We start from the raw sequence: 12,239 nt of genomic DNA, 5'->3' as shown, positions 1-12,239 counted from the left end.
TCTCCTGAAGGAACGTTGAAGACGACGACGTTGATAGGCCGGGTGTGTAAGCGCAGCGATGCGTTGAGCTAACCGGTACTAATGAACCGTGAGGCTTAACCTTACAACGCCGAAGATGTTTTGGCGGTTGAGAGAAGATTTTCAGCACTGATTCCGGATTTTCGGGAACGAAAGATAAAAGATTCGTTTCCGGCAACAGAATTTGCCTGGCGGCACTAGCGCGGTGGTCCCACCTGACCCCATGCCGAACTCAGAAGTGAAACGCCGTAGCGCCGATGGTAGTGTGGGGTCTCCCCATGCGAGAGTAGGGAACTGCCAGGCATCAAATTTAGTGTGCTGATATGGCTCAGTTGGTAGAGCGCACCCTTGGTAAGGGTGAGGTCCCCAGTTCGACTCTGGGTATCAGCACCACTTAATACGGTTAAAGTTCGGCATTTGAAAAAGAATTTGTCTGGCGGCAGTAGCGCGGTGGTCCCACCTGACCCCATGCCGAACTCAGAAGTGAAACGCCGTAGCGCCGATGGTAGTGTGGGGTCTCCCCATGCGAGAGTAGGGAACTGCCAGACATCAAATAAAGCAAAAGGCCCAATCGAAAGATTGGGCCTTTTTGCATTTATCTCTCTATGGAAAAAGTTATCGGTTAATGGCGCCGACGCGTTTTATATTTGGTTTATACCCTTCATACTTCAAGTCGCTTATGTGTTGGCTACGGATTACTCGGCCCATTCATGGGCCTCGCCCTGACGGGCCGTCGCACGCGACGTTCAAATCTGCTCCCGGCAGATTTGTCGCTCACCCCAGTCACATAGTTATCTATGCTCCTGGGGACTCACTCCCTTGCCGCCTTTAAGCAACTCGAATTATTTTGGGTTTACAACATCTTCGTAGAGTGGATAAAAACCGTTTTAGTCAACGTGATTTCCCGCCATATATCCGCCTGAACCATCGAATGTGAACCGTGCTGAAGTAGATGTACAAACGGCTTTTACTTACGCCTCTAATAAGCAATAGAGATATTCGCTGATATTACGTGTATGCTCCGGTTTTTATCCAGACTGTCTGTAATAATTACGCCTAATGACCACGCTCTAAGTCTTACTGTATAAAGCCTGTTTTTAATGCGGCTTACGATGCTATCAAGCTACAATTTTGTCTGCATCGGACAAGGAATAGAATAAATACTATTGGGATGGGCGAGTAAGAAAAGAGAGCGTTTTATCGTGTTAACTTTCGGGGGACAGGCTGAACAGATTACGTCGCTGAGTATCCTTACGACCTTTATATTATTACTGAAAGCGCGGCATTGCCGCGCCTGCATGTATCATTTAGAAAGCGCAATGATACCCATCGTCAACCCTGCTACCGCCGCAGCGCCGCCAGCAATAGCGCCTGCTGTCTCCCAGTTATCCTGCGTTGTACCTTTCATACATGTATTGGTATGAACCAGCCGCCCTTGATCGTCATAAACCGGTACGCAGGGAGAATCATGTGCACAACCTGCCAATAAGGTGGTAAGCAATGCAACTGGAATTAGTCTTTTCATGGTGTTACCTCATTAATCAGCGTTTCGCGAAGTACAGCAACGTAATGCTGGCTCTAACCGCTGCGAAAACGAGAGTTATTTTACCACCACAGAAAAAATGGCCGACATGAGGAATCATCTCAATTCATGTGAATTGTAAAAACTATGGAGAATGCAGAGGTAAGCGGAGAGGGGGAATAGCGGAGATAAAAACGTACCGTTTAAAAAGGCGTCCGAAGACGCCTCTGTTTACCGGTTAATCATGATGGCGATTAAATCGGCGTTTTACAACAACGAAGAATACTGGCACGAAGAAGATAGCTAATAAGGTTGCGGTTAACATTCCCCCCATAACCCCTGTGCCTACTGCGTTCTGTGCACCACTACCTGCGCCACGACTGATAACTAACGGCATTACCCCGAGAATAAAGGCCAGCGAGGTCATTAGAATAGGACGTAAACGCATACGGGATGCTTCCAGCGTCGCTTCAATCAATCCACGTCCTTCTTTTTCCATGAGATCTTTGGCGAACTCGACAATCAGGATGGCGTTTTTAGCAGAAAGGCCAATAGTGGTTAACAAGCCAACCTGGAAGTAAACGTCATTGTTCAGACCGCGCAATGACGCTGCAAGCAGAGCGCCAACCACGCCGAGCGGTACGACCAGCATTACCGAGAACGGAATTGACCAGCTTTCATACAGAGCGGCAAGGCAGAGGAAAACGACAATGAGTGAGATTGCGTACAGCGCCGGCGCTTGGTTACCTGACAACCGTTCCTGATACGACATACCTGTCCAGTCATAGCCAATACCGTTGGGTAGCTGTGAAGCCAGGTTTTCCATTAACGACATGGCTTCACCGGTGCTTCGTCCGGGTGCTGCTTCGCCGAGCAGTTCCATTGACGGCATCCCGTTATAGCGTTCCAGGCGTGGCGAACCATAAATCCACCGTGCTGAGCTAAAGGTAAAGAAGGGCACCATCTCGCCATTGGCGCTGCGTACATAAAGATTGTTGATATCTCCCGGCAGCATACGGAACTGAGCGTCAGCCTGAACGTATACTTTTTTCACTCGTCCGCGATCGATAAAGTCGTTAACGTAATAGCCGCCCAACGCCGCGGAGATGGTTTCGTTGATATCAGACAGCGAAACACCGAGCGCCTGCGCTTTTTCTTGATCGACATCCAGCTTGAACTGTGGCGTGTCTTCCAGCCCGTTCGGGCGTACGCGCACTAATAGATCAGGATGCTTCGCGACCATACCCAGGAGTTGATTACGCGCTTTTGTTAACGCATCGTGACCGAGTCCTCCCTGATCAATCAGTTCAAAGTCGAAACCTGTCGCGGTACCTAACTCGACAATTGCCGGCATGTTGAAGGGGAACACCAACCCGTCGCGAATCTGGCTGAAGGCGCGTGTCGCTCTGGCGATAACGGCTTCGACGCTATTTTCTTCACCGTTACGCTCTTCCCAGGGTTTAAGGCTGACAAATGCCATCCCTGAGTTTTGTCCCTGACCGCTAAAGCTAAAGCCGTTTACGGTAAACACGCTTTCGACGTTCGCTTTTTCATTATTCAGGTAGTAATGAGTGACTTGATCCAGCACTTTCTGCGTACGTTCTTGCGTAGCGCCAGAGGGGAGCTGAATCATGGTCAGGAATACCCCCTGATCTTCTTCCGGCAGGAAGGAGGTCGGGAGGCGTAAAAACAGAACCGCCATTCCGACTACAATAAGTAGATAGATAATGAGATAGCGACCCGTATTACGCACGATGCCGCTTACGCTGTTAGTATAGTGGTTAACGCTGTGGTCAAACCTGGTATTGAACCAGCCAAAGAAGCCGCTTTTTTTCTCGTGATGTTCAGCAGATACGGGTTTAAGCAGCGTAGCGCACAGTGCTGGCGTCAGAATCAACGCAACCAGAACGGATAGCGCCATTGCTGAAACAATAGTAATAGAGAACTGGCGATAAATTGCCCCGGTCGAGCCGCCAAAAAAGGCCATCGGGATAAATACCGCAGACAGTACCATCGCGATACCAACCAGCGCTCCCTGAATCTGCGACATGGATTTTTCCGTCGCCTCTCGGGGAGAAAGGTTATCCTCCATCATTACACGTTCAACGTTTTCTACGACCACTATCGCATCGTCAACCAACAGCCCTATCGCCAGTACCATACCAAACATCGTCAGGGTATTGATGGAATAGCCAAAGGCGGCGAGTACCGCAAAAGTGCCTAGCAACACGACAGGAACAGCGATGGTAGGAATCAGGGTTGCCCGGATATTCTGTAAGAACAGATACATTACCAGGAACACCAGAATAATCGCTTCAAACAGCGTTTTTACCACTTCGTGGATAGATATTTTTACGAAGGGCGTTGTGTCATAAGGATAAACCACCTTCATTCCCTGAGGGAAGAAAGGCTGCAGCTCCGCCAGTTTCGCTTTGATTGCGGTTGCGGTATCCAGCGCGTTAGCGCCGGTCGCCAGTTTAATACCGAGACCGGAGGCCGGTTTACCGTTAATGCGCGCTACAACGTTATAGTTTTCACCGCCAAGCTCAATACGCGCGACATCTTTGAGATGGACAACAGAACCGTCGGTATTGACGCGCAACGTAACTTTGCCGAACTCTTCCGGGTCTTTCAGACGCGTTTGGGCGATGATTGAGGCGTTAAGCTGCTGGCCCGGTAATGCTGGCGTACCGCCCAGCTGGCCTGCCGCAATCTGGTCGTTCTGTACTTTTAACTGGTTGATGACGTCAACTGGCGTGAGTTGGTATTTATTTAGCAGATTCGCATCCAGCCAGATACGCATGGCGTACTGTGCGCCAAATAGCTGAACGTCGCCCACACCATTCAGACGGCTGATAGAATCCTTAATGTTAGAGGCGACATAGTCAGAGATGTCGTCCTGGGTAGTGTTCGGATTATCTGAGACGAACCCGGCGACCATCAAAAAGCTGCTGCTGGACTTTTCAACGCTAATCCCCTGCTGCTGGACTTCTTGCGGCAGTAAAGGCGTGGCGAGCTGCAATTTATTTTGCACCTGAACCTGCGCGATATCCGGATCGGTTCCGGACTGGAAGGTCAGGGTGATGGTCACGCTACCAGCAGAGTCGCTGGTAGAGGACATATACATCAGGTTATCGATACCGTTCATATTTTGTTCGATAACCTGAGTAACCGTATCCTGTACCGTCTGCGCATCCGCGCCAGGATAGGTTGCAGAAATAGAAACCGCTGGCGGCGCAATGGTTGGATACTGCGCAACGGGAAGTTGCATTATTGCCAGTGCGCCAGCCATCATCAGGATAATGGCCAGAACCCAGGCGAAAATAGGACGTCTAATAAAAAAGTTTGCCATGTACGGTTACCTTATTGCGCCGTTTTCGCTGCAGGAGCATCGGTAGTGGCTTTCACCTGGACGCCCGGTCGCGCTTTTTGTAAGCCGCTGACGATGACCTTATCGCCCGGTTTTAACCCTTCGCTGATGAGCCATTTATCGCCAATAGCCTGCGCCGCCACGACATTGCGGGCTTCGACCTGGCTTTTATCGTTAACCACCATCACCATTGCGTCGCCGCGCGGCGTGCGGGTTACGCCCTGCTGGGGGACAAGGATGGCATTGGGCTGGACGCCTTCATCAATGCGGGCGCGCACAAACATACCGGGAAGCAGACTGTGTTGCGGGTTAGGGAAAACCGCCCTGAGCGTGATAGAGCCGGTGCTTTCATCTACGGTAACGTCGGAAAATTGCAGCGTGCCTTTAATCGGGTAGACCTGACCATTTTCCATTACCAGCTGAACCGTGCTACTGGCGCTGTCTTTATGCAGGTTACCTTGTTCGACGGATTGCTTGAGTCGCATAAAGTCGTTGCTTGATTGCGTCACGTCGACATAAATCGGATCGAGTTGTTGCACGGTAGCCAGTTCAGTTGACTGACCATTAGTCACCAGCGCGCCTTCAGTCACATTAGATTTTCCTATACGCCCGCTGATGGGCGAGGTGACTTTGGTATACGCAAGGTTAATACGCGCGCTTTCAACAGCGGCTTTTGCCGCCACAACGGCGGCATCGGCCTGGCGGGCGTCGGCAATCGCCTGATCATATTCCTGTTGGCTGATATATTTTGTGCCGACCAGTGGAACATAGCGTTTGACCGTCAGGTGCGCGATAGCCGCAGCCGCTTCGCTTTTAGCAAGTTCGCCTTTAGCGCTGTCATAATCGGCCTGATAGGTGGCAGGATCGATCTGATAAAGCGACTGCCCGGCCTCTACATCGCTACCTTCGGTGAAGTTTCTTTTAAGCACGATCCCGCTCACCTGGGGGCGAACCTCCGCAATGCGAAATGCGGACGTACGTCCGGGAAGTTCGGTCGTTACGGCTAGCGGCGCTGTTTCGACCACATGGACGGTGACTTGCGGCTCGCCGGCATGAGCCTGGGTATCTCCCTGGTCATTACAACCGGCCAGCAGCGCAGCAGAGAATATGATGAATGAGGGCAGGAGTGAAAACCTGGCATGTTTCGTCATTACTGTTCCTTAAAAAACCGAAAGCTCGTTATTCACCGGATAACGGTAAGGCGTTAACGCGCGAAAAATAGAATAGCAGTGGGGTATCCTACAAATTATTAGCTTGTGATGTAAGCAATACTTATTTTGGGATAGGGTTCACGGCACATAAAAGCAAAAAAAAAGAACTATTCCCTGTCGTTTCATAATGTCCCGATTAGTAAAATCATGATGTTGAATAACATAATTAGAAATATATATTTTATATGAATATGTTTTATTGATTTATTTGTTTTTATTATTGATTTGGCGATATTGTGCGAAATAAAAATAGCTGTCTCTCGTCTGACTAAAAAGGACATGATAAAGTTGTTTTTTGTGCTGAGTATTTTATCAGCGTATTTATCGTTTTTATGGTCCAGGATATCTTAATTATGGCGAAGAAAACGAAGGCGGATGCGCTTAAAACGCGGCAACACTTGATTGAAACCGCTATTGCGCAGTTCGCTTTGCGCGGCGTTGCCAACACGACGCTGAATGATATCGCTGATGCCGCTGATGTCACGCGGGGCGCCATCTACTGGCACTTTGAGAATAAAACGCAGTTGTTTAATGAGGTTTGGTTACAGCAACCACCTTTACGCGAACTTATTCAGGATAGGCTTACGGGATGCTGGAATGATAATCCTTTACAAGATCTACGAGAGAAATTTATTGCAGCCTTACAATATATTGCGGCAGTGCCTCGTCAGCAGGCATTAATGCAGATTTTATATCATAAATGTGAATTCCATAATGGTATGATATCGGAACAGGCCATTCGGGAGAAGATGGGTTTCCATCATCAGTCGCTGCTTGAAGTATTACAGCGATGTATGGATAAAAAGCTGATCTCAGGCAGTCTTGATCTGGATGTCATATTAATTATTCTGCATGGTAGTTTTAGCGGAATAGTAAAGAACTGGTTAATGAATCCCACAAGTTATGATCTTTATAAGCAGGCGCCTGCATTAGTCGATAATGTATTAAAAATGCTAAGCCCGGATGGCAGTGTGAGGCAATTAATGCCAAATGAACAACAGGCTGAAGAAGCCTGAGATTATTTTGAGTTGATATTATATATTTACCTTGTGAATATATTGGCAGGGTCCCGAATATCGCGAGCAATTTCCTCTGCCGTACGCGGCTTGCCAAGCAGGAACCCCTGAAGCGTATGGCATCCTAACTGGGTCAAAAATTGTTGCTGCGTTTCATTTTCTACCCCTTCTGCCACAATTTGCAGATTTAACGCTTTCGCCAGCGCGACAATAGCCGCAACAATGGTCGCGCCGTCGCCTGCCTCGCTGAGTTCATGTACGAAAGCGCGATCAATTTTTAGTTCGCACGCTGGAAGACGTTTCAGATAGAGAAGGCTGGAATAGCCGGTGCCAAAGTCGTCAATAGAGGCCTTAACCCCCATTTCCGTTAATCTGGTGAGTATAGCGACGCTTTGCTCTGGCTTGTTCATCGCCGTGGTTTCGGTGATTTCCAGAATCAATAAATCGGGACGGATACTGTGTCGGGCCAGGCTCCGCGTAATGGTGTCCACAAGGCCGGGCTGCTCAAATTGTAAGGCGGACAGATTTACCGCCACTGACCATAAGGCGTATCCCTGTAAATGCCACTCGCGGAGCTGTCGACACGCCTCGTCTATCACCCAGCTACCGATAGTGACGATAAGACCCGTTTTTTCCGCCAGCGGTAAAAACTGGTCAGGATTCAGTACGCCTTGTTTTGGATGATGCCAGCGCAACAGGGCCTCAAATCCTACAATGGGGCCGGCAGGAGCCTGAAATTTAGGCTGATACACCAGCCTGAGCTCTTGTCTTTCCAGCGCCAGCCACAGGTCATTCATTAGCTGAAGTTGGGTTTGCGCCAGCATATTCATTGATGGCTGAAAGAAATGGTATCCGTTACGCCCCGTATGTTTCGTGTGGTACATTGCGGCATCAGCGTTGAACATCAGTTCCCGTTCGTTTTTTCCGTCCAGCGGATAGAGCGCTATTCCCACGCTAAGGGTGACGACCAGTTCGTACGGATCTATTGTAAAGGGCGCATCTATCGAATGTACCAGCGCGCTGGCAAGGGAAGCCGCTTCGTCAGGCGCGCTGACTTCTGCAAGCAGCACAAATTCGTCGCCGCCAATCCGCGCCAGGGTAAACTGCCCGCTCAGCGGTTGGTTCAGACGATGCGTGACCGCTACCAGTAGCTTATCGCCGATATCATGACCATAAGCGTCATTAACGGTTTTAAAGCCATCCAGATCCATAAACAGTAGCGCGAAAGACGTGTTTTCCCGATTCGCTTTGCTGATGGCCTGTTCCAGACGATCCTCAAGAAGTACCCGGTTTGGTAAACGGGTGAGCGTATCATGCAGCGCCAACTGCGCCAGTTCCTGGTTCGCCTGCGCCAGCGAAGAGGCAAGTAGTGCGGTACGGGCCTGAAGCCGGGCGTCAAATAAAGAAACCAGCAGAGTAATACCCAGGATAGTCAGCGCGACCACGCTGACAAGAACAGCCAGCCAGTTGCTATCGACGCCACGATGCTCCATCGGCCAGTTTTGGGGAAAGTGTGCGGCCTTCATGCCGGCGTAATGCATGCCGGCGATAGCTATCCCCATTAATACCGCGGCGCCTGCTCGCCTCAGGGCGACATCTGTTCCCTCATGACGCAGGCGGAACGTGAGCCACAGCGCGCCGCAGGACGCCAGTAGCGCGATAATGATAGAGAGGGCAACCCATGCGCTATTCCAGACGATAATGGAAGCAAATTGCAGCGCCGCCATCCCGGTATAATGCATTGCGCTGATGCCCAGTCCCATCACCAGCGCGCCCGGCAGTAAACGGCGCAGGCGCAGTTTTTCAGCGCTAACCAGCCATAGCGCAAACAGGGAGGAGCCGATCGCGATCAGCATGGAGAGGCCGGTGAGGAACGGATCGAAGCGCATGTTCATCGCGTGATCCATCGCCAGCATCCCGACAAAATGCATCGCCCAAATACCGACGCCCAGCGCGAAGCCGCCGCCCATTAGCCATATTCTGGCGTTTGATCGGGCGCTTCCGGCTACGCGTCCGGCCATATTTAATGCGGTATAGGACGCAAAAATAGCGACAGCAAATGAAACCGCCACAAGGATGTGGTTGTACTCACTAACCGGCATGTATCATTAGCTCATTGGTTATGCAGGAAAAGAACAGGACGAGACAGTATCCCCCCTTCTTTTATCCTCAACGTGTTTTAATTCCCTGTTTTTATAAGGGATAAAAGAAATCCGGGTGATAAATAATCATAGGTTAAATCGCCCGATTCGCTACTCCAGATCGGTACAATTGATCAATTTAAGAGGGTTAACCGAATCCATGTTTCGGCACTTATCCTGTTCAGTCGCCATCAATTCGATCCATTGCATCAAAAGCGCATCAAAAAGAAAAACGGAGACGGCAAAAACAACCAGCCACCAATACTTACGTATCATCGTCAAATCCTGTGTATTCATGCCCATGCGTGCTGGGAATATACATGAAATTTTGACGCTGAAAAGCGGACTTACAATGCTTTTACTTCTCTGAAGATAGCGCGTTTATCCCGACATTTCGCTGCTTTTTGGACAGGTTTTGTGTTTTTCTCTTTTTGACTTTTGCAAGTTCATTTTCTGAATAATGCGAAGTGACGCTCAATCTTCTGAGCCCCATTTTTACGTACTCATTATTGAGTTCAATACCGATAAACTTACGACCTGACGCCGCTGCGACAGCGCCTGTGGTGAAACTGCCTGCGAAAGGGTCCAATACGGTATCGCTCGGGTTAGAAGAGGCCAGTATGATCCGTTTTAACAGCGCGCTGGGCTTTTGCGTAGGATGGTTTTCATATTCATCCATCAGATAACGTACGCGAGGAAATGACCAGACGTTGCCCGGCACTTTTTTCTGATTGTATGGTTGGGGCGGGTTTTTTCGATAATCGATTAGCGCGCGCTTAGCGCCCGTGGTGGTTTCGACCAGAATCGCGTCACGGTTAAAGGTATAGCTTTTCGGGTTTTTTACCATCATCAGGATCGGTTCATACATAGAACCAAAGTATTTTTTCGCCTGCACCCCGGAACTATCATAGGACCAGACGATACGGCTTTTGATGGTAAAAAGCGTTCGGCATTTGAGATCGATATACGGCATATTTTCTGTGCTATTCATGATGTACATGGTGCCGTGTTTCTTCAGTACGCGGTGGCACTCATCAATGCATTCATACAGCCAGGCCAGAAAAGACGCTTCGTCCCAGGATTCCACCATACCGTCGAAATCTTTTCCGATATTGTAAGGCGGATCGGCAAAAATTAAGTCAATGCTTTCAGAAGGCAGTTTTTTAAGTTCTGTTAGCGCGTCACCGTGAATAATCTTCTTCGATTCATCGCCAAAGTACTGAGGTTCACATTCCGCTTTCATGACCAAATTCCATGTGATGCGTATAAAAAAGGCGCTTCCCCATGCCGAGTAGCGCCTTTTTAAACAAGCAGTTAGCTAATCGAAATTAGTTCATGCCGTATTTTTTTAATTTTTTACGCAGCGTACCACGGTTGATGCCCATCATCAGAGCAGCACGGGTCTGGTTACCACGGGTGTATTGCATCACCATGTCCAACAGGGGCTGTTCTACTTCAGCCAGTACCAGCTCATACAGGTCATTAACGTCCTGACCATTCAGTTGAGCAAAATAGTTCTTCAGTGCCTGTTTAACCGAGTCACGCAGGGGTTTTTGGGTTACCTGATCCTGAGAGTTAACGGTAGAAACGGTCAGTACGTCAGAATTTACGCGTTGTTCGAACATAGTTCTGTCAGCTCTTTATTTCTGTTTACGCAAAATTTTCGAAGTATGCCTCCAACGCCTCCAGCTGTTCGCTGGCGTCCTCAATAGCGTTGAATGTGCGCCGAAACTGGTCGTCTGGAGCGTGCTCCTGGAGATACCAGGAGACGTGTTTACGCGCGATTCGGTACCCTTTTGCCTGACCGTAAAAGTCATGCAGTTCCCGAACATGCGTGCAAAGCAAGCGCTTTACCTCTGCCAGCGGCAGCGGCGGAAGCAGCTCCCCAGTGTCCAGATAATGCTGGATTTCCCGAAAGATCCAGGGTCTTCCCTGAGCTGCGCGGCCTATCATCAGGGCATCCGCCCCTGTATAGTCGAGAACAGCTCTGGCTTTATGCGGGTTAGTAATGTCGCCATTCGCGATAATCGGAATGGAAACTTTCTGCTTAACTGCCCGAATACTGTCGTATTCAGCTTCTCCGTTGAACAAACAGGCGCGGGTGCGGCCATGGATGGTCAGAGCCTGAATACCACAATCTTCAGCCAGTTGGGCAATCTCTACGCAGTTACGGTGTTCCGGCGCCCAGCCGGTGCGAATCTTGAGAGTCACAGGAACGTCCACTGCGTTTACGACCCCGATGAGTATAGACTTCACTAAATCCGGGTACTGCAAGAGGGCTGAACCTGCCAGCTTACGATTCACTTTCTTCGCCGGGCACCCCATATTGATATCAATAATTTGGGCGCCGCTTTCCACGTTAATACGTGCGGCATCGGCCATCTCAACAGGGTCGCTACCGGCAATTTGCACCGTGCGAATACCTGGCTCATCAACGTGCACCATCCGTAAACGAGATTTATCGCTTTCCCACACTTGCGGGTTAGAAGACATCATCTCGGATACTGTCAATCCTGCTCCCATCTCATAGCACAGCGTCCGGAAAGGTCTGTCAGTAATGCCAGCCATGGGCGCTGCGATCAGGCGATTTCTGAGCTGATATTGTCCGATGCGCATGAGTTAAGAAATGACCATACTGTGACTGCAAGGCGGCGTATATTACGCATTTTTTGCACGAGATGAAAGGCCAAACTTTGAACAATCCACTGTTGTAGATCAATGAATCGTGCTTAAAAACAGCAAAATAAATTTATAATTCAGTAAAATCATAGGGTTATTTGTTATCGGCGGTTTTGTACGAGCTTACAAATTCCCGTAACTTCTCTCTATTTCTTCGACCAGAAACAAGATAAGCGGAATAATCTGCTTTTTTTATAAGCTAATTACCCCAAATGAATGGGATCGCCGTCTCGTTTCAGGACAAGATCACTTCCCGCTGCGCGTGACTTTTCTCCGTTGCCA

General features: G+C 49.4%; 9 protein-coding genes, 1 tRNA gene and 3 rRNA genes. 5 read left to right on the top strand and 8 right to left on the bottom strand.

The genetic code is table 11. The features are described from left to right. The 4 genes from J4728_RS12715 to rrf (J4728_RS12700) form a co-directional block, all read left to right on the top strand. Window positions 1–103: ribosomal RNA gene (locus J4728_RS12715) — 23S ribosomal RNA — on the top strand; the annotation flags it as partial. A 102-nt stretch (window positions 104–205) separates the two neighbouring features. After that, window positions 206–321 (top strand): 5S ribosomal RNA (rrf, locus tag J4728_RS12710). Window positions 322–335: 14 nt separating this feature from the next. After that, window positions 336–411: transfer RNA gene (locus J4728_RS12705), tRNA-Thr, on the top strand. A gap of 39 nt (window positions 412–450) precedes the next feature. Next, window positions 451–566, top strand: a 5S ribosomal RNA gene (gene rrf / locus J4728_RS12700). A gap of 755 nt (window positions 567–1,321) precedes the next feature. Here rrf (J4728_RS12700) and J4728_RS12695 read toward each other — a convergent pair. From J4728_RS12695 to J4728_RS12685, 3 genes are all read right to left on the bottom strand, one after another. Continuing rightward, the gene (locus J4728_RS12695) at window positions 1,322–1,543 is read right to left on the bottom strand and encodes a membrane protein (protein ID WP_000825645.1); all 222 of its coding nucleotides are present in this window, start codon (window positions 1,541–1,543) and stop codon (window positions 1,322–1,324) included. Between the two features lie 235 nt (window positions 1,544–1,778). Continuing rightward, window positions 1,779–4,892 carry an efflux RND transporter permease subunit gene (locus J4728_RS12690; protein WP_208211831.1) on the bottom strand — a complete coding sequence of 1,038 codons (3,114 nt, stop codon included), beginning with the start codon at window positions 4,890–4,892 and terminating at the stop codon, window positions 1,779–1,781. 11 nt (window positions 4,893–4,903) lie between these two features. Continuing rightward, window positions 4,904–6,061 (bottom strand): efflux RND transporter periplasmic adaptor subunit, encoded by a 1,158-nt coding sequence (locus J4728_RS12685; RefSeq protein WP_000160383.1) that lies wholly within the window; start codon window positions 6,059–6,061, stop codon window positions 4,904–4,906. Window positions 6,062–6,474: 413 nt separating this feature from the next. Here J4728_RS12685 and envR point away from each other — a divergent pair, with 413 nt between their 5' ends. Continuing rightward, window positions 6,475–7,137: an acrEF/envCD operon transcriptional regulator gene (gene envR / locus J4728_RS12680; RefSeq protein WP_001085725.1), complete on the top strand. Its 663-nt coding sequence runs from the start codon at window positions 6,475–6,477 to the stop codon at window positions 7,135–7,137. A gap of 26 nt (window positions 7,138–7,163) precedes the next feature. On the opposite strand, the gene J4728_RS12675 is transcribed toward envR, so the two are convergent. The 5 genes from J4728_RS12675 to dusB all read right to left on the bottom strand — a co-directional run bounded on the left by J4728_RS12675 (window position 7,164) and on the right by dusB (window position 11,894). Further along, window positions 7,164–9,239 carry a putative bifunctional diguanylate cyclase/phosphodiesterase gene (locus J4728_RS12675; protein ID WP_208211830.1) on the bottom strand — a complete coding sequence of 692 codons (2,076 nt, stop codon included), beginning with the start codon at window positions 9,237–9,239 and terminating at the stop codon, window positions 7,164–7,166. 150 nt (window positions 9,240–9,389) lie between these two features. Then, window positions 9,390–9,554 (bottom strand): DUF2556 family protein, encoded by a 165-nt coding sequence (locus J4728_RS12670; RefSeq protein WP_000620015.1) that lies wholly within the window; start codon window positions 9,552–9,554, stop codon window positions 9,390–9,392. 82 nt (window positions 9,555–9,636) lie between these two features. Continuing rightward, window positions 9,637–10,521 (bottom strand): adenine-specific DNA-methyltransferase, encoded by an 885-nt coding sequence (gene yhdJ, locus J4728_RS12665; protein WP_000642611.1) that lies wholly within the window; start codon window positions 10,519–10,521, stop codon window positions 9,637–9,639. Between the two features lie 85 nt (window positions 10,522–10,606). Next, window positions 10,607–10,903, bottom strand: a complete 297-nt coding sequence (gene fis, locus J4728_RS12660) for a DNA-binding transcriptional regulator Fis (protein WP_000462905.1) — start codon at window positions 10,901–10,903, stop codon at window positions 10,607–10,609. Window positions 10,904–10,928: 25 nt separating this feature from the next. Continuing rightward, window positions 10,929–11,894 (bottom strand): tRNA dihydrouridine synthase DusB, encoded by a 966-nt coding sequence (gene dusB / locus J4728_RS12655; protein WP_001219664.1) that lies wholly within the window; start codon window positions 11,892–11,894, stop codon window positions 10,929–10,931. Between the last annotated feature and the right edge of the window lie 345 nt (window positions 11,895–12,239).

Origin of the sequence: Salmonella sp. 32070601201500089SM, assembly GCF_017573605.1 — a bacterium.
Taxonomy (GTDB): domain Bacteria; phylum Pseudomonadota; class Gammaproteobacteria; order Enterobacterales; family Enterobacteriaceae; genus Salmonella; species Salmonella enterica.
This window is presented reverse-complemented; position numbering and strand designations above follow the sequence as displayed.